Below are 23,349 nucleotides of genomic sequence, written 5' to 3' on the forward strand. Positions count from 1 at the left end.
ACGTTAGATAATTGTAGACATTTAATTGACAAACATAAACCGCAGCCTTATATGCAAACTCAAACAACAGAAAACACGAACCTTACCGTTTTTATCCAGGATGATTCTTCAATTGAAGATAAAAGAGATATTTTATTGAACAGTTTGTTAGACGATCTGAACAGTCAAACAGAGTCTTTTAATTAGTGTAATTGATTATGTCAATTTAATTGAGGAGGTTTAGCTTCATCACCCTGAACGGAGCATTAGCGAGCTCACCGAAGGTAATTCATTTCAGGGTCTTTATAGCAAGAAAGATGCTGAACCGAGTTCAGCATGACGATTACGATTAATCGCAAAAGAAAAGGGCAAACAAATTCATGTTTACCCCTTTCAATCTAAATTAACGCTCTCGCGACAAAAGTATAAATTCTTCTTAAACCTGTATGTAACAAATTTATTTACATTAAAGTTAATGTACAATGATCTTTGCCCGGCGAAGATTATCTGTAGTCTGCAAAATTTTATCCTTTAATTTTGGGTTGTAGTTAGGATGTGATTTCAAGAAATCCTGCACAACTGCATTAGCTTTTTCATTGTTATAACTCGAAAATATAGCCGCCAACCATGATTGTGGAAAAAATATATCCCCTGTTTTCTGTATTTCTACCAATAAATCTAAACTTTCTTTCAGATAATGGATAGATGTTTTTTGCCTAATGGGGTGATGTAAATAAGATAAAGCCGTAGTTACCCAGGCTTCTTTCTGGCGGTTTTTCCGGTCTATTAAGCCGTTAAAAAAAATATCTCTTTCCTTAACATCTAAAGATAAGGCAGGCATTAAATAAATAAGCCGGTTTTTACGATCTTCATTTTTGGTCCGTGCCAACTGATCTTTTAAGATCGTATTTGCAGTATCTGTTTTAAGGGCTAGCGTTAAAGCTAACGCGCTATAATCATCTTCTAACAATTTAATTCCATTTGGTGCGGTTTGTTTGAGCCAGATATTATACATGCGTTTTCCAGCATCAGCACTCAGATATACATTCTGATAAGCATTGAACAAAATCTTCTTATTATTTTGCGTTTGCTGTTGCTCCATTGCATTCCATATTGTTTTCTCCATACTTTCATACATCGCATTCCGTGCTTCAGCAGTAAGAAAAGTCCAGTAAATATTGGTTAGGTATCCCGTAATTAATCTAAGGTTCATCTCGTTTTTCTCAACCGATAATCCTTGTAAAAACACAGCCAAAAGTTCTTTAGGCTTAGTGCTTTTGCCCGAAAGCATATTTTCGTAGGCATTGATATAGGCTGATGCCCGTTCTAACGGGTCAGCAAGATCATAAAGATTTGCCATCATCTCTTTATCAATCGGAAAAAGGCCATATCCCGCACCGTTTGCATTAAATAAAATATACTGTGGTTTTGGAAGACCTTTTGCTTCAATTAAATCTGCTTTAGCATTTTTAGCATTTACAACCAAAATCTTATGCTCCGATGGGTAAACCAGCTTAACCGTAAAAGATTGCGGCCATACCCGTGGCTGCCCCATCTCACTGCTTTGGTTTAAGCTTAAATCGCTAATTTTATCTCCTTTGTATTTAATTTCATAACTAAAAACCGGCCTACCAGGTTCATTTACCCAAACTTTGTTCCAACTATGGAGATCACTTTTGCTATATTTACTTAAAATGGCAATCAAATCATTCCATGTAGCGTTGCTATAACTGTACTTTTTCAGATACTCCCTTATACCCTGTTGAAAATTCTGTTTTCCCATCAATAATTCCAATTGACGCATCATAATTGGTGCTTTATGGTAAATTATATTTCCATACATTGATCCTGCTTCTTGTAAATTATCCAATTGCTGGCGAATGGGATTGGCGCCCAGTGTTCTATCTACCCCGTAAGCTGCCGGATAATGGTCTTGTAAAAACTTAAGGTCGAAAGTACTTTTACCCATTAACTTTTCAGTTACCTTATCGGCCATAAAATTGGCAAAAACCTCTTTCATCCAAACATCGTTAAACCATTTCATGGTTACCAGATCGCCAAACCACATGTGTGCGGTTTCATGCGAAATCAGATTAGAACGCGAAATGAACTGATCCTTGGTTGCACCTTGATCTAAAAACAATGCTGATGCTTTATATTGTACCTCCCCAGGATGTTCCATACCGCCAAACTGGAAATCTGGAATACTAACAAAACCCACTTTTTGAAAAGGATATTTTATCGCTGTCCAGTCTTCCAAAAAATCGATGGCATCGCGATGTGCTACAAAAACAGAATCCACACTGAGCTTAATTTTGGCTGAATCAGTTTCGCGGTGCAAAAATTCCATTTTATTATTTTTCATTTCCCTATTTATCAAGGTATATTTACCCGCAGTGAAGGAAAATAAATAAGTGGGTAATTTATCCGAATTATTGAAATGATAGGTAGTAGAATTCCCTTGCACAACTGAATCTTTTTTAACGGCGTTAGCCATTATTTTCCAATCAGTTGGAACAGTTAACGAAAGTAAAAATTTAGCTTTTAAATCGGGTTGATCAAAGCACGGGAATACCGTTCTGGCATGATCAGGAACAAAGAGCGCATACAAAAAGTCTTTGTTTCGGTTTAATGATTCGTTACCCGCAATAAATCCGATCTCGATATGGTTAGCACCTATTTTTAAATACTCTTGTTTTACTAAGATATGTTCTGCTTTAAAATCAATCGGTATCGTTTTGCCATTAACCGATACTCGTTTTATATGCTGTGCATTCTGCTTAAAGTCGATCTGCAGATGAATTAACTTATTTAACTTAAAATCAATATTTTCAGTTGATTGAATTGGCGCTGTTTGTTCTGTTGGAATGGTAAAGTGAAGTTTATATTGAATATTACTTACGGCTGCACTTCTGGAACTTGCTAATGCAAGAGAAACTCCAGGCTCAACGGCTATGGGATTAGTAACCTCTTGTGCAAAACAACTAGCGCTTAATAGTAATAAAAGGCAAAGATATTTCGTAATTGTAGTCATTTAATAAAGATTTATTCTCCGTTAATCATCTGTAAAATGGTTCCGTAACTCATCCAAACCATGGTTAATACCACAGCTAAACCCGTTAGCGTTAGCCAAAGCGGTTGTTTGTAATTTGCGATAATTTTAGTTCTATAGGCCGCAATAAGCATAATCCCCAGGGCAATTGGCAGAATAAAACCATTAATAGCGCCTACAGTGAGTAATATTTTAACTGGTTTACCGATTAGGATAAAAATAACACAAGAGATAGATATAAAGGCAATGATAATCTCTCTATTAAACTTTAATATCAACGGATGAAAACTCTTAATAAATGAAATGGAGGTATAGGCGGAGCCCACAACTGAAGAAATTCCCGCAGCCCATATTACCACACCAAAAATCTTATATCCGATTTCGCCGCTGGCCAATTTAAAAACCGAAGCAGCTGGATTGGATGGATCTAAGGTAAAACCTTTGCTTACCACCCCTAAAGCTGCAATAAACAACAACAAACGCATAATAGAGGCCAATCCAATGGCACTTAATGCCCCTTTATTTACAGCACCTAAATTATGGATCCCAGTTTGCCTGGCATCCAATAAACGGTGAGCACCCGAAAAGGTGATATAACCACCCACTGTTCCACCAACTATGGTTAATACTGCCGTAAAACTAAACTGCGTAGGATTTACTGCCCTTAATGCAGCTTCTGCCAATGGTGGCGAACTGGTGTAAGCGATAATTAAGGCAAGTACAATTTTAATCAGCCCCATGGTTTTGGCAAAAACATCCATTGCCTTGCCTGCTTCTTTGTAAATAAAGATACCTATTGCCATAATTGCGCTTATTACAGCACCCTGTCCTACACTAATGCCGAATAATACATTGAGTCCTAAGCCAGCGCCGGCAATATTACCAATATTAAAAGCCAAGCCACCTAAAAAAACCAGGAAAGAAATAAAGTATCCCAAACCTGGAAATACCTTATTGGCTATATCTTGAGCAGGTTTATCGGCAACAGCAATAATCCGCCAGATGTTTAACTGTGCAATGGCATCTAATATGATGGACAGTAATATCACAAACGCAAAACTTGCGCCTAATTGCTGGGTAAAAACTGCGGTTTGTGTTAAAAATCCAGGGCCAATGGCTGATGAAGCCATTAAAAAAGCTGCCCCTAAAAGTACACTCCAATTGTATTTTGGCTTCATATAGTTGGGACTTTAATAGCTATGCCTTCTTTTTTTAACCTTTCGGCTATTAATTTAGCAAAAGCAACAGCGTGTTCACCATCGCCATGCAAACAAACCGTTTCGGCCTTAACCGCAATGCGATTTCCATTTACACTATTTACTTCCTGGTTTAAAGCAAATCCCAGTACCTGATTGATGGCATCTTCTTCATTCGTAATTAAAGCATTGTCTGCTGACCGAGGGGTAAGTAAACCATCATCCTGATAACTGCGATCGGCAAAAACTTCTGATGCGGTTACAATCCCCTTTTTTTCAGCTTCATCGATCATCTTACTTCCTGCTAAAGCATATAAGATCAGACCAGGGTCGAAATCGTAAACGGCCTGTACAATGGCTTTTGCCAAAGCGGTATCCTTTGCAGCCATATTATACAATGCGCCATGTGCTTTAACATGATGCAATTTACTACCTGCAGCTTTGACAAAACCGCTTAATGCACCCATTTGATATAAAGTAAGCTGATAAGCCTCATTTGGGGTAATCTTCATTTCTCTACGACCAAAGCCCTGCAGATCGGGCAAACCAGGGTGCGCACCAATGGCCACTCCTTTTTTTAAGGCTAAAGCTACAGTTTGCTGCATTACAGCCGGATCGCCGGCATGGAAACCACAGGCAATATTTGCCGATGAAATATAATCCATCAGTTTTTCATCATTGGGCATGGTATAATTCCCAAATGCTTCTCCCATGTCGCAATTAAGATCGATCATTTTCATGTTTTAATATATTTAAGGCCTATTGCCATGGTAATCAACGATAAATCGTGTTCACGTTCAAGGTAAAGTGCTTCTGCTTCATCTCTCGAAATTTCAGAAAAATGAATAGTATCGCCGGGTTTTAACTGGGCACATAAAGGTAAATCGACCGCTGCAACGTGGGCGATATGTGGGTAACCACCTGTTGTTTGGCAGTCGGCCATGAGTATCACCAAATCGCCACTTCCAGTTACCTGGATAACGCCAGGGGTTACTGCCGTGCTGAGCAATTCCTTTTTAACTTTCCTCACCAATGGCTTTCCAGATAAATGATACCCCATACGATTACTCCTTCTATCGATGGTATAAGAATTGGTTAAAAATGAAATAATGGATGTTGCGTCAAACCAGCTGATTTCATTGGCAAGTACAACTCTAATGCTTTGTCTATTCTCTGGCAGTAAGCTTTCGCGCGAAATGCGCCAATTTGGATAGGTTAACGATCTTTCAATCAAATGATTCAATATTCCATTTGATACATCGCTAAGTAAAGCACCGCCGATCAAAACATCTGCCTTTTGCAATGCCCTTCCCTTAAAGCCCCCAAAAGCAGCAGTAAGATAGGTACTTTTACTTTCCATTAGATCAGGCACATTCCATCCACCCGCAATAGCCAAATAGGTACGCAGCCCAATTGCATTATGGATCAGCTTTATAACGGAACCTGCCGGAAAAAACAATGGCTTTTCTGCAGGCATTAATTCATTATTGTAAACTAAGGTTGCACCATCGCCAGAATAAGAAATTAGAACAGGTGTTTCAGCTTTAAATGAAGCATCGGCATAGGTAAACTCAATGGTAGCATTATTATCATCGTTACCAACTGCTTTATTCGCTAACCGGTGGGCCAGCTCATCCATGGCGCCCGATATAGGTACAGCTTGCGAAAGATATCGGTATCGTCCCATATCCTGAATGGTACTTAATGAACCTGGCTTAATGATGCTGATTTTCATACTCATATTTCAGCATAAGCATTAAACTCCTTTATACCAATGGCTTTAAAAGTAACCATATCCCCTCCCTTTAAAAGTGATGGCTGTAAGCGGTTTACATCAAACATCTTTAATGGTGTTCTTCCAATAATCTGCCATCCGCCAGGTGTCTCCATAGGATAAATACCGGTCTGATTGCCTGCAATCCCTACAGATCCAGTGGGTATTTTAGCATTGGGAATCTCTTTTCTAGGGGTTGATAATCTGGCATCCATTCCGCCCATATAGGCGAAACCCGGCACAAAGCCGATCATGAAAACCGTATATTGCCCGGCAGTATGTATATCAATTACCTCAGTTTCGCTAAGCCTGTTTGTGCGGGCTACCGTTGAAAGATCCTGTCCGAAATCGCCACCATAACATACAGGAATAATCAATTTATCAGGTATTTTGCTTGATTTTTCTCTTTTTGTTTGAGCAATTTTATTTAAATGTGCTGATACCTTTTCGAAACAAACCTGACCCGGAAGATCTGATAACATCACACTTAAGGGATCAAAAAAAACAGTTAATGTAGTATAAGCCGGAACTGTGGTTATTAAACCAGAAAAAGGGTTTTGCAACAACAATTGATTAAAATCGGTGATCAGGGCCAGCAAATCGTGATCGATTGCTGTTCCGAATCCTATAGTAACCGATTTTTCACTCAACCCGTAAATTTTTATGGGAATGTTTGCTCCAAAATACCCTACCTGCTCAGTCATACAAAAACAGTAAGATTTAATAATAAGTGTTCTTCATAAAACGGACCAAACAACTAAACTGCTGCTATAAAAATGACTATATAATATCAAAATCACAAGTTTTGTGAATAATCGTAGCTAACTGTGCGCAAAAAACAATAAAGAAGTATTTTTAAATGGCTATACGGGTACTTGATTCTTAGTAATCTATTAAAATCAATAGCCAGGCAAGGCCTTAAAAATTCCTTTTCACTATCCTTTCAATCGCTTTGCCCCAAAATTCGCCTAAAGATGCGGCGCCTAATTTATTTGGATGCAGGTAAAAAGTACCAGCCTGCCCTTTCTCAGGAATCAACTCGGTAAGGTGGTGTTTTTTAAAATAATTGAATGCTTTTTTATCCCCTACAAAAACATGCTTTGGATTAGTTAAACCATAATTTGCCACAAGGCTATCAATTTTTGGAATATAAGCCTGTAATCTCAACAAGCCCTCTTCCATATATTTTGAGCTATTATAGGTATTGGGACTATACCAGATAGGATGCTGCAACACCACAATGGCCTTAGGAAAATCGGCCAATAACTTATCTACAATGGTTTTTACATTTTCAATATATCGATCAGGCGAAACCGGAGCTCCATGCGGTCCTTTTATAGCGCTATCGTTGGTACCGAGCTTTAACGAAAAAATCAATAATGCCTCTTTATTGGTAAATGCACTGGCTGCTTCTTCAACTTTGTTAAAAGTACGGCTTGCACTGGGTAAAAAATCAAAAGTGGTATAACCGCTATGGCCCTGATTACTGAATTTAACTTCGTTTATTCCTTTTTGCTTAAGCAGGTAAGCTACGGCTACAGCAGGTGGGGCATCAGCAGCATCGGCGATCTGAACGCCTTGCGTGATACTATTGCCGATAAAAACAATATTAAGATTTCTCTTCTTATGCTGTGCAGACAATAATGGGATGTTAATTAGTAAAATACTGATCAATAATAGGTATCTTTTCATCTAAAGCTGTTTTTATCGGCAACAAATTACTAATTTTACTTATTAATATAAATCTAATTTTTCATCGGTTCAAGGCCTTTTATCAACTGCAATAGTTCATCCCGCTCTTCGGCCTCCAATTCGATCATACCATTGAACATTTCAAAAATCTCATCACGCAGGTTGGAGCGCATTAAAAGATCCATCAATCGCACAAAAGTTTTCTTCTGATCGGTATTTAAACTACTAAACAATTTAGGTTCTACTTCATATAATCCCTTAATTAAATTAACCAGCGCTGGTTTCCTTAATTCTTTTTCTCTTTCGGTAGCATAAACCGGAAATATTTCATCCTGTTCGTAAGTTTCAACCAGGCGAATGGCATATTCTTTTAAAAATGGTTTACGTTTACTTTTAAGATATTCTGTTAACGCTTTAATTAGAAACCGATACTCTGCGGAAGACTTAGCGGCTCCAAATATGGCCACCTGTCCTTCATTTTCGAAACTCTTAAAATCGAAATCACGAAAAAAATCACTATCGATATAAACACTATGGAAATAATCGTCGCTCTTTTTATTTAGGGTGGTGTAATCTTTATAAATTTCTTCGCCACCGGTCAAAAAATAGTATTTAGACAGTTCTTTATGCAGGTTTTCTTTCCAATGAACGTATTTAATCTTAAAAGTAACGGCTGTATCGGGGTAAAAAAGATTAAACTCTTCTAAAGTTTTAACATTGCTACTAAAATCCAATGTTTTGCCATTTACAATGACCGAATAGTTTTTATGCCTGTTCAATTCAATAAACCAACAGAATTCGTTTATCAGGAAAGGAAGTACCGTTTCTTCTACATCTTGCTGACTGATCCTCAGATTAGTAAATGAAACAGTTGTTCCAGTTTCACCAGAACTGCCTGGAGCGGTGGTAAAATCGTGACTATAGCTGTTTAGACCACCAGTACTAATGTGTATTTCGCCATAACGAAACCCTTGTTCTGATTGGTAAGTGGTGTGCCAAACGGCATCATGCGCAAAAGTAAAAAAAGTAAGCCTCCCTACTCCATTACGGCCATGCATTTTTGAAGTATGCTTTGGCGCTACAATCTGAATGGATTTTTCAGATTCGAAGAAAGGATCGAATTTTTGTTGTAAGCGATCAAAATTAATTCCATAACCATTATCAGCAATAGTTAACTGCTCTAAAAGGCCAAGCGAATTGGCTATATAATCTACCCGTATGATGTTCGCATTGGCATCAAAACCATTCCAAATGTACTCCGCAATGGCTTGCCTTTCATTATAATTTCTAAGAACCTTTTGTATTCCCTTTGAAGTAATATTAACCTTTACCGACATGCTTACTAAATTAATTAGCAAATATATGATTATATTTTAATCATTGCTTTGTTGATATGGCAAGTTTTACACACAAAATAAACTAGTGCTAAGTTAAGTATGAATTGTCATTTTATACTCCCGCTGATTACGCGGAATACGCTGATTTATATGTTCAGCGATTATCACCGAAATCAGCGGGAAAATAGAACCGCCATTTTACTATTAACACAACACTAACCGGTTTTAGTGTATTAAAGAGATTTATATATCCCGATGACTAAAATGCCTGCGAAGTTTTTCTTCTTCCAGATCAAGCAGCTCTAGTTGTTCTCTAATCAGCTCATCATTAATCTGCTCTTTTTTATTTAATCCTTTCAATAAAATGCGCTGTTCAGCCATAATATCTTCAAGTGCTATGCGATAGTCGTGATAAAAGCCGTCAGACCTTGAAATGTTTTCTTCTTTTTCCCAATCTCTCAATAATTCCATTTCTGCCTCAATGCGAATTTTTATCGATCTGATCATATCGTTATGCAATAAGGCATCATGATACTTTTCATCCAGGATTTTAAGCGATAACATTGATAATTTCTTTCTCACCATTTGTTTTTGTTGCTCGAAAGGAACAGTATAATCCGGATCGGGCATATCCACCCATTTTATCAATGCGGGCAAGGTTAAACCTTGCAAAACTAAAGTGACCAATATTACACTAAAAGTGATAAACAAGATTAAGTTACGCTGAGGAAAAGCTTCACCTGATTTTAATGCGACCGGAATAGAAAGCGCTGCAGCCAAAGAAACCACTCCTCTCATTCCTGCCCAGCCAAAAAGTAAGGGTGCCTTCATGCTTGGATTGGGATCGGCAGTGGTAATATAACGACTAATGAAACGCGTAAAGTATAAAGCACCATAGGTACTTGCTAACCTCGTAACAATTAAAACCGCGCAAATAATGGCACTGTAACGGATGGCTGGTAAAAGCCCATCGTTGCCCAAACCACGAATAATTACCGGAAACTCTAAACCAATTAACAAGAAAACAAAGCCATTCAGCACAAAAGCTACCGCTTCCCAAACATTTATACCCTGTAACCTGCTACGGTGAGTAAGAATCTGGTCTCTGCGGGCCGAAAGAAACAAACCACCACTTACTACAGCCAACACACCAGAAAACCCAAACTCCTCTGCGGTTATGTACATTACATATGGCGTTAAAAAAGTAAGGATAATATCAATATTTGTAGTGGTTGGCAACCATCTGTGCAAAGCATAAAAAACTAAGGCTACTGCAATTCCGACCAAAATTCCCATTACAATAACAATTACAAAATTACCAGCAGCTTTACTAAACACGAAACTTCCGGTCATTACTGCGGCTAAAGCAAAGCGGAACACCACTAAACTGGATGCATCGTTTAGTAAACTTTCGCCTTCCAATATTGTGGTGAGCCTTTTAGGCACTTTAACATTTTTAAGTATTGCTGATGCTGATACCGCATCTGGCGGAGAAATAATACCCCCCAACAAAAAACCCAGGGCCCATGTAAAACCCGGAATAAGGCTTTGGGAAATCAGCGCAACAATACTAGAGGTAAGAATAACAATTGGAAAAGCAAAACTGCTGATTACCCTACGCCACTTCCAGAAATCTTTCCATGAAGTATTCCAAGCAGCTTCATACAACAATGGAGGTAAAAAGATTACAAAAATGAGTTCTGGTTCAATCTCAATATTACGAAGTACTGGTAAAAAACTTAAGGCTAAACCTGCAATTACCAATAAAATAGGATATGCCACACGGATTTTTTGTGCGAGCATTACCACAAACAGAATAATTGCAAGCAAGAAAGCGTATTGTATAATCAGCTGGTGCATATAATTTTGAGCTTGGTCTAAAATACAAATTTGAAGCGAATGCCAAACCATTAACATGATGTTCTTTTTCAGATAAAATTTGGAATTTCTATTATAAAGCTATAATTTCTCCTCTGTAATAAGTCATCCCAGCTTTTTTACATTGGTTTAATTCATGAAGACCATTTTTATTCTTATTGCTTTTTTGATAAAAAGCAGTCTTTGCGTAGCTCAACCGGTGATCCGGGTGGAGAAACAAACTTTTGTTAACATTGGCAAAGCAGGATACTTTTGGCAGGACACGCTCGAAACAACATCTTTTGAAAAGGTAGCGCAATTTAAGCCAGAATGTTTTTCAAAAGGCAAGTCGGCAATTTTTAACGGTGGCACCAGCGGTAAAGTATGGTGGATGAAGCTCCGTTTTAAAAATAACAACCAAACCACTCCCTATCTATTTATCGATTATGCAAACATCGATTCTATTACCGTATTTTATCGGGATGAACGAGGGATGATAAACCAGGTAAGCGCTGGCATGTTCAACCTGAAACAAAATGATAACATTCTGGGTACCGGCTATGTATTTCCCTTAAAGCAGGTAAAAACTCCAATTGGCGAAGTGTATGTAAGAATGCGGGCAATGAATACTTTACTTGTACCGGTTAAGCTTGTTACCGAATCGGTATTAAACCATGCTTTATTTAAAGCACATAGCGTGCAACCTATTTATATGGGCATTGCATTGATGATTCTCATTTTTCATGTTTTTATGTACGTTGTTACGCGGAGTAAACTCTTTGCGCTTTATATAGCGCGGATTATTTTGCTTTATTTCATTGTAATGGTCTGTTATCTTCAAGGCTATGGCTTATTGCTAGGCCCTTCGATAGCCAGGTTTATTTTAGTGCATGCCCATTTTTTTATTGCAGCTGGTTACATTGCTACGATTCTGTTTAACAGTTATTTTTTAAAACTTAAACGCCAACTTCCGCAACTCAATAAATTCTTCAAGGTGTTAATGTTTGGATGGGGTTTAATCCTAATCTGCTCTTTATGGGATGCAAGAAGCATCACCAATGTACTTACACATGTTTTATTTTTATTAACCTCATTACTTTTTCTGTTCAGTAGCATTAAAGTGATTATCATCCGCGGTTATGCCAAAAAAAATCCTCTTATCTGGTGTTACGTCCTGGGATGGATCCCCGTGGCCTTGATTTCTATTTACCTTGTTTTTTGTTTATCGGAGTTAATACCCTTTCAATCTTACAGTTATAATTTACTCACTTTAGCTGGGATAATTGAAGGAGTGCTCATCAGCCTCGGTCTTTATGGCCAACGATTAAGGTTATTAACGCGGCATAACGCACATTTTCGGAGGCAACGTATTCTGCTTCAAGAACAGGTGGAAGGTTACCGTAAACAGCTCGATGCAAAAACAGAAAAACCTGTTGAACATTTTTCTTTAAAAGCACTTATCGAACTTGCACACGCCAGAGACCCTTCATTTATGAAACGGTTTAGTGAGGCTGAATCTACCTTTATCGAAAGATTACTTCAGATTTCACCACAACTACTACCTGCTGAGTTAACACTTTGTGCTTACATCATGTTAAATTTTGATACTAAAGAAATTGCCCGAACCTGCAAACTTAGTGTATGTGCTGTAGAAAGCCGCAAATATAGAATTCGTAAAAAACTGGGGATAGATGGCGAAACTAATATGCACGCTTGGATGTTAGATCTCACTAAATCGTCCTAAATAATATACGAAAATAGGTTACTTTTTCTTTGTCTTTATTTCAACAATAAATTAGCAAGAACCACTTAACGTGCTTTACTACAACAACTTGAATACCTGTGCGTAGAAATGCGTACCGCTAAGATCCACCTGCCGCACCCTCTTTGCATATAGCTGATAGAGTGCAAGCGGTGCGATACCGTTTTTTTTACAAACAGGCTTAATGCATTTTGTCTGGATTGTACTCATATTTTGAACCATGTCGACAGAAACGGTCTTTTCCGGGATGATTTGTTACACGCCTGGCGGCATGGTTTATTTAAAACGCTAATTCATCAAAAACTATATATAATGAACCGAATACCAATTACATTTTATTTTACTACCTGAAATACAAACATTTAAAATTGGTGCGTATTACTGCGTAGACAAAAATTTTGATAATCTTTAAATGCTCTATTTCTTTGTCCCTATCCTTAAACGAAAAATTTTAAAACATTGCTGTACCGCAGGAGATCTAAACAGGGGACGGTTTAGCCTTCTGCGCAAACAGCATCTGGAAAACCAACCATGAAACCGAATAACACTCCTACCAAAATTATTGAAAGCATCCAAGAATTTTACAACGGCCGAGATCCTGAAGAAATTTATAATGCATTAGAAATTGATAAAAACTGTTTTGAAAGCTGGATTAGAGATTTTGGGGGTATTGCCAATGAGCTTTTGGAGCTGCGAGATGAAAACGATAGCCTAAGAGCGATGTTTACCAATTTAAGCCTGGTAAACCAGAGCCTGCGTAATTCTCTTGATAGCCTCACCAGAACAGACTCGAAAATATTTGAGTTATTGCTTAAAAAGCGAGGTACTGGCAATCTTAGCTTTCCTTAATTAATAACACGAAGAAATGTTCTCTTTATCCCAACCAAAAATATTAATTATTGAAGATCACCCCGCAACACTTGATGCTATAAAGATGATCTTCGAATTTGAAGGATACATTACGATGGATCTTTCCGACGCGATTGATTTACACACCAAGGTTGCTGCCTTCCAACCTGATATTATTTTAATCGATATTTTGTTGGGCATGACCGACGGGCGGGCCATATGCACAGAATTAAAGTTATCGGCACATGGGTCCATTCCTATCCTACTCATGTCATCGCGAAATGGCATCCATAATAGCGCTTATTATAAAACCCATTGGGACGATTACATAGAAAAACCCTTCGAAATGGAGGTCATTATTCAAAGGGTTCGCATGCTTTTATCAAAAAAAGCCCAACAAGATTATTGATTTACGCTCAACCAAAAAGATCGCTGCTCAGGTAGCGGTCTCCCCGATCGCAGGCGATAAAAACAATGGTTCCTTTATCTAGTTCACCAGCAAGCTTCAAAGCAGCCGCGCAGGCACCGCCAGAGCTCATGCCTGCAAACAAACCTTCTTCTTTAGCCATTCTTCTCGACATTAAGGTTGCTTCTTCCTGCGCAATATCCATTACCCGATCTACCCGTAGCGGATCGAATATTTTTGGTAGATATTCTTCTGGCCAACGCCTGATACCTGGAATTGAAGAGCCCTCAGTAGGTTGACAGCCTACAATCTGAATATTATTATCTTTTTCCTTAAAAAATCGGGAGCAGCCCATAATGGTTCCCGTTGTTCCCATTGAGCTTACAAAATGCGTAATCTGCCCCTCTGTATCTCTCCATATTTCTGGTCCGGTTGTTTTATAATGAGCCAGGTAATTATCAGGGTTTGCAAATTGATTTAATAAAAAATATCCCTTTGAAACACCTTTTTCTTCCGCATAATCCCTGCATTCTTCTATACTTTCTAACAGGGTTACTTTTGCACCAAAGGCTTCCATAGTTACCTTACGTTCGCGTGTAGAATTGGCTGGCATAACCAGTTCAATTTCTAAATTATATAAACTTGCAATCATAGCCAATGCAATTCCGGTATTACCACTTGTGGCCTCTACCAGTTTAGTTCCAGGAGCTATATCCCCACGTTCTATCGCACTTCTGATCATATTAAGCGAAGCTCTATCTTTAACACTACCGCCCGGATTGTTTCCCTCTAATTTGGCAAATACCCTTACCGCCGGGTTAATATTCAGCTTTTGAAGTTCAGCCATTGGCGTATTTCCGATCAGATCGATTATTCCTGCCATATTTTAATATATTAATTGGTTTCTTTATGGTTTCTAATGGTAATTATTGGAGAATGATAAGCCGTAGAAAAAGCTGGGATACTTTCAGTAAGCCATACGTTTCCCCCGATGATACTATCGTGCCCAATGGTGGTTTCGCCGCCCAGTATGGTTGCCCCAGAATAGATTACTACCCTATCTTCTACTGTTGGGTGGCGTTTGCTGCCCGCTAATGTTTTTTTAACACTCAGTGCGCCAAGTGTTACTCCTTGATAAAGTTTCACATAACGGCCTATTTTACTGGTTTCGCCAATAACAATCCCAGTTCCATGATCAATATGGAAGTATTCGCCAATACTGGCTGCCGGATGGATATCGATACCTGTTTTAGAATGGGCATATTCGGTAAGAATTCTTGGAACCAGCGGTATACCGAAATTATAAAGCATATGGGCAATTCTGTAGAAACAGATGGCATAAAAACCCGGATAGGTTCTAATTACCTCAAACCTGCTCTGTGCAGCCGGATCGCCTTCATAAATGGCGACTATATCGGTGTTCAATACACGGTAAAGCGCTGGAAGTTCTTCAAAAAACTGACCTGCTGCATTTTTACATTCGCTATTTTTAAGCTTACAACTGGCCGATATGATATCATAAAGTTCAAGTTCCAAAATAGCAACATATTCCTTTACATCTATAATTGTTGAAAATACTTTAGGAGAATTTTCAGGAAAAAGCACTTGAATTAGTTTTTCTGCCCAAAGGGATATCACTTCATTGGGTGGAATATTTGGTTGTTCAAGAGGGTTCTTAATAATTTGTTCAAAAAAATGGTCTTCCATAACTGGTGGTCATACCTGCCCGATCTGCTCATCGACTAGGTATATAGATTTAATCGCTAAATGTAAGTTTTGTTTTTTTAAACCAAAACAACTGGCGCATTTTTATGGTAAAAATTGCTCGGCAATAACAATAAAATTCATGAATATAGCTTTTAGAAAGAATTATCAGTAAAATCAAGCCTTAGAAGGTAAATCTGGAAACACATCAGCTACCAAGCTTATTTATTTTTCGGCCAACTGGTTATCGGTTTAGCAGAAAAGTTCTTTTGTGATGGTTTCCCAGCATCTAGAAAAACTGATATGGCCTGTTCACTATTAGCTTTGAGCCTTACTTCGAACCCTACAATAGAAGTCCCCGGGTTTTTAGCATCATAATCGGTTCCCGGATCTGTTGACCAGGTTTTCATTTTAACTTCGCTTTTGGTATCTACAAAGAGATAACATTTTTTGCTTTTATAACTTAATTCTATGGTATGCTTATCAATAATGTGTACTGTAGCAGGTGTAACCATCGACCACCGAAGGGTTACATCAGTGTTTCCCACGGTTATTTCATCGCGGATCAGTACTGTTTTTTTATTGATCAAGGCCACCCCTCTAATTGATTTTTTTAGTTTATCAGCATATAAGCTACTCAGATCGGCAACAGCATTCATAAACAGGCCATTATTAGCGCTACTGATGAAAGCAGCATTGCCCTTAACAAGCTGAAAAGTACTATCAATGGAAAGTGTATTGTGTGCGAGATTATTATAGCGGAATATTTTCCAGCGCTGTGAATTTTGTTTAGTATCCCAAAGATTAATACCCTTCGATTCGAGCGATTCATATTCCTGCATCCCAAAATCCATTGCCCAACGCACCCCTTGCGATTCCATGATGAAAGAGCCTACATCCATATGACCATGGCTAACGCCGGGTGAGCCACCTTTAAAGCCCACAAAAGTAGCCAGCGGATCTGTCCACGAACTCCGCATCAAAGCAACTGGATTAGGGCCATTTCCGATCCAAAAGTGTGCAGTTTTAGGCTGAATGTTATTAAGCGATAGTTTTGCTCCCCACAACATTGCCGATGGCAGTAATCTATTCTGTAAAGGCATTTGTTCATCAAGCTGTTTTTTAGTTACCCAAAGTAAACCAGGGTCGTTCAGTTTCGATGCAAACCAAAAAAGTGCGGGATTAAATTCTGCCACCGCTCTACTATCTGAATAATTAAAAGGTTTTCCTGAAGGAGCGGTCACATTAGCCAGATAATCAGCTGTTTTAAGGAACCCTGGCTGAGCGCTTAAATTAAAATCCTGATGAAAAACACCTTCTAAAGCACTGATAAACATTACATTAAAAGAAGTGCCGTATTCCCAATAGCCATAACCTTCCGGATAAGCACCATCGGGACCATATTGTTGCATGGGTAGGATTACACTTTTTATTGCCCGGTTAATCAGTTTCGCCGATAAGGCCGGGTGTTCTTCGAAAGTAGCTATTGCACCAAACGAGATACTCGCATTACAAACCTGATTCCAGTTATTGGTAACATTTAACCAGTTATTGTACTTATTGTTTGTTGAAGGCTGTATTCCCTTTTCGAGAATGGCAAGTGCGACTATACTTCTGGTTGATTGGGGTAAATCCTGATATAACCAATCGTAACCTATTGATAAAGCCATTGTCATTTCACCCACATCAAGAAAATGACTTGGGTTCCAATCTTTAAAACCAGAAACTGCCAGCATTTCTTTTTCTGCTCTGGCTACATACTTTTTATCATGGTTAAGCCTAAAAGCATAAGAGAGGTAATAAATCCTTTTAAGTGCTTCTCTAGATACATCAAGCAAACGTTTTCCGATCATCACCCGCTCTAATACGGGTTTATTTAAAACATGATCTGCTTCTGATAGTATGGCTTGATGGATTTGTTTAAACCTCGCGTCGCGTTTTACATTTTCTAAGATCTGTTTTTCAAGGTCATGACTTATCAATAACCTTGGATGCGAAGGCATCTTAAAAGTTGAATCAATTTCCTTGTTTTGCCCTACTGCAAACGTTGAGCAAAACAAGGTTATGATGGTACATATAATTGTGATAAGCTGATTTTTCTTCATGGTTTACAGATCATACTTATCAATTTTACTACGAGAAATTATTTTTTCTGTTCAGATAAGAAAGAAACTAATGAAGCCAGTTCTTCATATGATAATGAATTGGCCATGCCTTCTGGCATCATCGAAGTTTCCATTTCTTTTCTCGACAGGATATCGCCCACTTTGATGGTAAAAACTTCTCCTGCAATATTACGAATCACTACTTTGGCAGCCGTTTCTTCTGTGATAAAGCCCATATAGGTATGGTCGCCTTTGGCGGTAATCATTACTGAAGCAAATCCCTGAGAAATTGAAGCATTAGGTTTTAATATCGATTCTGCAATCTGCTCACGGCTCATAATAGAGCCGATCTGCCCCATAAAAGGGCCTTTCATTTTCTCGCTTTTGCTCAAACTATGACAGGCAATACAACCCTGACTGTTGAAAATATTTTTTCCTTTCAACGGATTGCCCTGTAACTTATTGATCGCCAACAATACATCTTCGATAGATGATTTACCTACCTGACCTTTTTTGTTTTTGATTTTATCTAAATCAATTTTTGGTTCTTCAGCTGCAGCTACTTTTTCTTCTTCGGCAAACTCAGGGATATCCATCCTTTGACGCGCATTTAAATCAACGAAAAATTGTTTTCCCTGTGCTCCGGCTTTCGTAGCCTCTTCTTTCAGGAATTTCTCGATAATAGGAGAACCTTCCCATGAAACAGCTTTAAAGTATGGTCCGTGAGAATCAGGACGTGTACCCCACCACCAAGAAGCGTCGTAGGCAATTTCTTTTTTATACAAACGGCCCAAGGTAACCAGGATCTGCTGTTTTAATTTTTCATCTGTCGATTGTTTATAGTTTTCGATCAGTCCGTTAACCGCTTTTTCGGTATGTATATAACGTAATGCCCAAAGTGCAAGGGTAGAATTTTCAGTTTTAACTGCAGCAAGCAAAGCATCTACCGCCTGAAGATCAACTAAGGCCCTAACAGCTAAGTGAGGCAAAATAATGGCTGAATTTGGCGTTGCATGAGGACCTTCAGTACCTTTGGCAGGTACTGTAAATGAAGCAGGCACCTTCGTTTGTAAAAGCACATTGGCAACTTCTGCCCTGCCCAAACGGTTTAAACCAATTATCGAAGCAGCCTGAACGCGAAGAGAAGGATCCTTTAAACCTTCTAAAAATGGCTCAGCTGGTACTTTGTCTATATTGGCTTTACGATCTGCAAGTGCTTTTAAGGCAAATTCCTTAACTGCTTTATCTTTAGTAAATTCAACTAAAGTTGCAATACCGTTTTCTTTGGTGAGCTGTGCATAGGTATAAATACCGGCTATACGGACATCAAGCGCTAAACTTTGATCGGAAGCCACTTTTAAGGCCGTTGCAATAGCTTGTTTATTGTTGCGCAAAACCAATTCCTGCGAAGCGGTTAAACGGCCTACCGCACTATTCGATTTAAGTAGCTCAGTTAGTTTTTTAATTGAAGCTTTTTTAACATCAGGAAAAGCTTTGTATGTCCAGTTGTTTGGCACTGCCCGAACAACGTAGCCTTTATTCGGGCTGCCAGAATAACCAGCGCCATCCCAAGCCGATAGATAAAGTCTTCCTGAACCGTCTACATCAAGGTCGGTAATCTGAGGAAGTTTAATAAACTCTTCATCTTTCTGCGTAAAGGTTGGGCCATCAGTGGTAACTCTATGAATATAAAGCATGCTTCTGCCCCAATCGGCCATCATTGGTACATGGTTATATTGTTCAGGCCAGTTCGGTTCATCCATAAACAATGCACCGGTACCCGATCCTCCACCTAAATCTGCAAGCGCAGGAATAATTTCGTCGGTAAAATTCTGAAATAACACAGGGTAACCATATTCTCCAGATTGTATATGGTGCGAGAAACGAACGTTCCATCCACCGCCATCATTGGTATTTTCTCTGGTAAAAACGTTCATGTAAGGATCAATAGCAACATCATAAACATTACGTGTACCATGTGTATATACTTCCATTTCAGTTCCGTCAGGACGAACACGCATAATTCCACCACCTAGCATAGTTAGTTTTTTACCTGAACGATCTACCGCATCATGGAATCCAAAATCTCCAACGGAAATGTAAATCCATCCATCAATACCCATTCTAATGCCATTAGTAGCATGGTCGGTACCACGTTCGCGGATATATTTGGCATTACTGATATGCTCTATAAGCGGTTTTTCGGGTCCATCGGCTTTTCCATCGCCATCTTTATCTTCGAAAACTACTAAATTCATGCCTGTAGCCTGTTTTGTTTCTTTAGAAAAAGTGGTATGTAATACATATACCTGGCTACCTTGAACAATAATACCGCGTGGATTATCCACTTCGGCAAAATCTACATGTTCGTCCATTTTACCATCGTTATCCTTATCTATCAATTTAAGAATATGACCTTTACCAGGATCTTTGCCTAAAGAGCCGATCATATCAACACCAACATATACTTCTCCGGTTGGCGCTACGGCTAAACAGGCTGGGCTGGGTGTAACATCAGGTCCTGCGAAATTGGTTATCGTTAATTCAGGGGGTGATACGCGTTGTATTTTTGGTTCGCTAAAGAAGTTTCTTAATCCAAAAAAAACTAGTGTAAAAGAAATTAAGCTTAAAGAAAATTTAATCATTTGTGTGTGTTATTGGTTTCTTGATTGGTTGTGCCGCGTAAACTTACAAAAAAATATAAATTCTCTTGTGCCACAATTTTGTGCATTTCAACTTAATTCTTAACCATTTAACACTTTTACTTACTAGCCGCTAAACTTATTTACTTCATTTTAAAGTAAAACAACTTCACAGACGTTATCCTGATAAAGATCCGTATTAATTAAAGCAACAATTCAAACTAATTACTATGGACAACTAAATAAGCTTCAAACCGCTATAATTATGCATAACAACAAGTAAAACACAAATTAAATGAAGAAAAAACGCCTTATAAATAAGATAAAAAACCGCTTTCATCAGAATCAGGTAAATTATTTCGTAAAACTCTTGCTCCAAACGAGATATTTTATTATATTTACTAAATCCAACATTCATTAAATCAGTACGTTATGAAAAATATTCTTTATTTCTTCCTGACTGCCCTGATCTCCTCCATTGCACTGTTAATTACCAAGGATTCATTTGAACCCGAATTGGTTTATAGCACAGTGGTATTAATATGGATTTTTTACATTTGGTACCATATTTATGCTGCTAGTAAGAGGAACTACAGCGAGTAGTCTGTGTCTTAATTAAATTGAATTCTCCGATTGAATATAATCTGGAGCTAAAATATTAGTGACCAATATTTTACCCTTTCTTTTTGCTTTCATCTCATTATTAATTTATTGATACAGCCATTGAAAGTAAATTATTTACTTTCTTGTTAAGAAAGTTGTAATTATTTAAGATGATTGCCAGATGCATCACAGTTAATTTATTATCTTCGCCGAAAACTAAAACACAGTAGTTTACGTTTATAACTAAGCTTGGCCAATTAGCCAGGTTATACATAAAGCTTAATGAACTTGGAGTTATCGACCTCGTACATGGGGTAGATTAGCGCACAGGATCATGAAATCAAAAGCAAAATTCCCATGTTTAACAGGGAATACATTTTACTCGGAAGTTCGCCGCAGAGTAAACAACGACTTTAAAGAAAACAATAGAAGTATCAATGCCAATGTGCTGATGTGGTTTAAAGCCTTTCTTTTCCTTACTATATTTCTGGCACTTTACTTTTCCATACTCCTTTTAAACGTGCATAGCACTATACTTTTGGGACTTACCATTTTACTTGGTGCAACTTGTGCATTTATTGGTTTTAATATCTGCCACGATGCCATTCACGGTGCGTTTTCGAGTTCTAAACGCATCAATTCTTTTTTCAGTTTTCTTTTTAATATGGTTGGCGCCAATCCGTATGTGTGGAACATTACCCACAATGTGGTACACCATACCTATACCAATATACCGGGCCATGACGAAGATATAGAAGTAGCACCAGGCCTTATACGCATCTGTACAGAAGATGAATTAAAACCACACCAGCGCTTCCAGCAATGGTATGCTTTCCCTTTATATAGCCTGGCTTCGCTTTCCTGGGTGTTTCGTAAAGATTATAAAAAGTTTTTTCAAAAAAGTGTGGGTGCCTGCCAGAACAAGCATCCGAAGGTTGAATACTTTAACCTCTTTTTCTATAAGTTTCTGTACTACTTTATTTTTATTGGTTTACCGATACTGGTTATACCGCTTGCCTGGTGGCAGATTGCAATCGGTTTTGTGGTGTTACACATGGCTCAGGGCTTAACCATGGGACTCGTTTTCCAACTTGCTCATGTGGTGGAAGGAACAACTTTTCCAATAACCAATGCAGAAGGCAATATGGAAGAAGCCTGGGCCGAACACCAAATGCGAACTACAGCTAATTTTGCAACCCAATCGCCAATCTCAGCATTCTTTCTTGGTGGATTGAACCGGCAAATAGAACACCACCTTTTCCCTAAAATATGCCATGTTCATTATGGACGGATCTCCATCATTGTAAAACAAACTGCGTTAGAATTTGGATTGCCCTATCATGAAAACAGCACTTTCTTATCGGCACTTCGCTCCCATTACCGCATCCTAAAGAGAATGGGACAACCGGAAACAATTTAGTGGCTATTAAGTTAAGGGCGATAATTCAACCTTAATATTCTTATTCCCTTAATGGTAAAAATCCTTAATCTTATTTTTTCATCATTAAGCAGTTTAGGGCATTAAGATCATGCAAATTTGATCTTAATATTCTTATCCCCTTAAAGGGAAAAGTCTTTAAATCTTATTTATTTCATCATTAAGAAGTTTAGGGCATTAAGTTTTGAGCGCCTGTAAAATTGTGCGATACGCATGAACAAATGACTAATGAACCAATAAAACAACACCTAATAACATAAACTTAACATACAATACATTCCTTCAACAGGCAGATCTTTTTATCTTTAACCATATGTACTGGTACGAAGAAGAAGTTAAACAATTGGAAAGGGCGCATCGCTTAGATCGGGAGCATCCTGGTGTTATTTTCTATGGCAGTTCATCTATCCGGTTGTGGAATAGTCTCGAAGATGATTTTGATGACATGAAAGTAACCAATTTAGGCTTTGGCGGCTCTACGTTAGCAGCATGTGTATGGTTTTTTGAGCGGATTATGATAGACTACAGGCCGAAGGCACTTGTAGTATATGCAGGCGATAACGATCTTGGCGATGGCAGAAACCCTGAAGAGATATTTATCTTTTTCCAGCAGCTCATGGTTAAAGTTAACCAGCGGTTTGGCATATTACCCTGTTATTTTATATCGCTAAAACCCAGTCTTACCCGCTGGCAAATGGCCGATCAGTTTAGATATACCAATAACCTTATCGAAAGCGAAATCATTAAACTCAATAGCAATTGGAAATTTATTGATGTATTTAAGAAAATGCTCAACAAAGAAGGCAATCCAGACCCTGCACTTTACGATCACGATGGATTGCATCTGAGCGAAGAAGGTTATCGTTTGTGGGCAGCTACTGTTAAAGAGAAATTAGGTTAATCATTACGCTTAATTAATATCCCGATAACATACATGCCTTAATTTTCCGCAA

Annotated in this window: 19 protein-coding genes; 7 read left to right on the forward strand and 12 right to left on the reverse strand. The window is 38.3% G+C overall.

The window, feature by feature from the left end:
• Nucleotides 1–51 precede the first annotated feature (51 nt).
• A complete protein-coding gene (locus tag AC1DNH_RS04730; RefSeq protein ID WP_262711985.1) occupies nucleotides 52–186 on the forward strand; it encodes a hypothetical protein in 135 nt (44 codons plus the stop codon).
• 265 nt (nucleotides 187–451) lie between these two features.
• On the opposite strand, the gene AC1DNH_RS04735 is transcribed toward AC1DNH_RS04730, so the two are convergent.
• From AC1DNH_RS04735 to AC1DNH_RS04770, 8 genes are all read right to left on the reverse strand, one after another.
• Nucleotides 452–3,013 (reverse strand): M1 family aminopeptidase, encoded by a 2,562-nt coding sequence (locus tag AC1DNH_RS04735; RefSeq protein WP_477580000.1) that lies wholly within the window; start codon nucleotides 3,011–3,013, stop codon nucleotides 452–454.
• A gap of 11 nt (nucleotides 3,014–3,024) precedes the next feature.
• The gene (locus tag AC1DNH_RS04740; RefSeq protein WP_477610076.1) at nucleotides 3,025–4,209 is read right to left on the reverse strand and encodes an NRAMP family divalent metal transporter; all 1,185 of its coding nucleotides are present in this window, start codon (nucleotides 4,207–4,209) and stop codon (nucleotides 3,025–3,027) included.
• Entirely contained in the window at nucleotides 4,206–4,967 is a 762-nt protein-coding gene (locus tag AC1DNH_RS04745) for a 5-oxoprolinase subunit PxpA (RefSeq protein WP_477625217.1), read from the reverse strand. Before AC1DNH_RS04745 ends, AC1DNH_RS04740 begins: the two co-directional genes overlap by 4 nt.
• Nucleotides 4,964–5,962: a 5-oxoprolinase subunit C family protein gene (locus AC1DNH_RS04750; RefSeq protein ID WP_477580006.1), complete on the reverse strand. Its 999-nt coding sequence runs from the start codon at nucleotides 5,960–5,962 to the stop codon at nucleotides 4,964–4,966. Before AC1DNH_RS04750 ends, AC1DNH_RS04745 begins: the two co-directional genes overlap by 4 nt.
• A 2-nt stretch (nucleotides 5,963–5,964) precedes the next feature.
• Nucleotides 5,965–6,705 (reverse strand): 5-oxoprolinase subunit PxpB, encoded by a 741-nt coding sequence (gene pxpB, locus AC1DNH_RS04755; protein WP_477580008.1) that lies wholly within the window; start codon nucleotides 6,703–6,705, stop codon nucleotides 5,965–5,967.
• A 214-nt stretch (nucleotides 6,706–6,919) separates the two neighbouring features.
• Nucleotides 6,920–7,693, reverse strand: coding sequence for a GDSL-type esterase/lipase family protein (locus AC1DNH_RS04760; protein ID WP_477625218.1), 774 nt, complete (start codon nucleotides 7,691–7,693; stop codon nucleotides 6,920–6,922).
• A 53-nt stretch (nucleotides 7,694–7,746) separates the two neighbouring features.
• Nucleotides 7,747–9,030 carry an ATP-binding protein gene (locus AC1DNH_RS04765; RefSeq protein ID WP_477625219.1) on the reverse strand — a complete coding sequence of 428 codons (1,284 nt, stop codon included), beginning with the start codon at nucleotides 9,028–9,030 and terminating at the stop codon, nucleotides 7,747–7,749.
• Between the two features lie 243 nt (nucleotides 9,031–9,273).
• Nucleotides 9,274–10,890, reverse strand: coding sequence for a Na+/H+ antiporter (locus tag AC1DNH_RS04770; protein WP_230141746.1), 1,617 nt, complete (start codon nucleotides 10,888–10,890; stop codon nucleotides 9,274–9,276).
• Nucleotides 10,891–11,044: 154 nt separating this feature from the next.
• On the opposite strand from AC1DNH_RS04770, the gene AC1DNH_RS04775 reads away from it, so the two are divergent.
• The 3 genes from AC1DNH_RS04775 to AC1DNH_RS04785 all read left to right on the forward strand — a co-directional run bounded on the left by AC1DNH_RS04775 (nucleotide 11,045) and on the right by AC1DNH_RS04785 (nucleotide 13,907).
• Nucleotides 11,045–12,631: a 7TM diverse intracellular signaling domain-containing protein gene (locus AC1DNH_RS04775; RefSeq protein ID WP_477582637.1), complete on the forward strand. Its 1,587-nt coding sequence runs from the start codon at nucleotides 11,045–11,047 to the stop codon at nucleotides 12,629–12,631.
• 549 nt (nucleotides 12,632–13,180) lie between these two features.
• Nucleotides 13,181–13,498, forward strand: a complete 318-nt coding sequence (locus AC1DNH_RS04780; protein WP_477582639.1) for a hypothetical protein — start codon at nucleotides 13,181–13,183, stop codon at nucleotides 13,496–13,498.
• Nucleotides 13,499–13,514: 16 nt separating this feature from the next.
• On the forward strand, nucleotides 13,515–13,907 hold the full coding sequence (locus AC1DNH_RS04785) for a response regulator transcription factor (protein WP_477582641.1): 393 nt from the start codon (nucleotides 13,515–13,517) through the stop codon (nucleotides 13,905–13,907).
• A 7-nt stretch (nucleotides 13,908–13,914) separates the two neighbouring features.
• On the opposite strand, the gene cysM is transcribed toward AC1DNH_RS04785, so the two are convergent.
• From cysM to AC1DNH_RS04805, 4 genes are all read right to left on the reverse strand, one after another.
• Entirely contained in the window at nucleotides 13,915–14,787 is an 873-nt protein-coding gene (cysM, locus tag AC1DNH_RS04790; RefSeq protein ID WP_477582643.1) for a cysteine synthase CysM, read from the reverse strand.
• Between the two features lie 11 nt (nucleotides 14,788–14,798).
• Nucleotides 14,799–15,611, reverse strand: coding sequence for a serine O-acetyltransferase EpsC (gene epsC, locus AC1DNH_RS04795; RefSeq protein ID WP_477610674.1), 813 nt, complete (start codon nucleotides 15,609–15,611; stop codon nucleotides 14,799–14,801).
• A 218-nt stretch (nucleotides 15,612–15,829) separates the two neighbouring features.
• The gene (locus AC1DNH_RS04800; protein WP_477581350.1) at nucleotides 15,830–17,713 is read right to left on the reverse strand and encodes a heparinase II/III domain-containing protein; all 1,884 of its coding nucleotides are present in this window, start codon (nucleotides 17,711–17,713) and stop codon (nucleotides 15,830–15,832) included.
• Between the two features lie 38 nt (nucleotides 17,714–17,751).
• Nucleotides 17,752–20,358: a DUF7133 domain-containing protein gene (locus AC1DNH_RS04805; protein ID WP_477608072.1), complete on the reverse strand. Its 2,607-nt coding sequence runs from the start codon at nucleotides 20,356–20,358 to the stop codon at nucleotides 17,752–17,754.
• A 429-nt stretch (nucleotides 20,359–20,787) separates the two neighbouring features.
• Between AC1DNH_RS04805 and AC1DNH_RS04810 the strand changes: the two genes are divergently transcribed.
• The 3 genes from AC1DNH_RS04810 to AC1DNH_RS04820 all read left to right on the forward strand — a co-directional run bounded on the left by AC1DNH_RS04810 (nucleotide 20,788) and on the right by AC1DNH_RS04820 (nucleotide 23,297).
• On the forward strand, nucleotides 20,788–20,958 hold the full coding sequence (locus tag AC1DNH_RS04810) for a hypothetical protein (RefSeq protein ID WP_215129139.1): 171 nt from the start codon (nucleotides 20,788–20,790) through the stop codon (nucleotides 20,956–20,958).
• Nucleotides 20,959–21,292: 334 nt separating this feature from the next.
• Nucleotides 21,293–22,378, forward strand: a complete 1,086-nt coding sequence (locus AC1DNH_RS04815) for a fatty acid desaturase family protein (protein ID WP_477581354.1) — start codon at nucleotides 21,293–21,295, stop codon at nucleotides 22,376–22,378.
• Between the two features lie 331 nt (nucleotides 22,379–22,709).
• The gene (locus tag AC1DNH_RS04820) at nucleotides 22,710–23,297 is read left to right on the forward strand and encodes a GDSL-type esterase/lipase family protein (protein ID WP_477581356.1); all 588 of its coding nucleotides are present in this window, start codon (nucleotides 22,710–22,712) and stop codon (nucleotides 23,295–23,297) included.
• The last annotated feature ends 52 nt before the right edge of the window (nucleotides 23,298–23,349 follow it).

Source organism: Pedobacter sp. 01N310 (assembly GCF_056399805.1).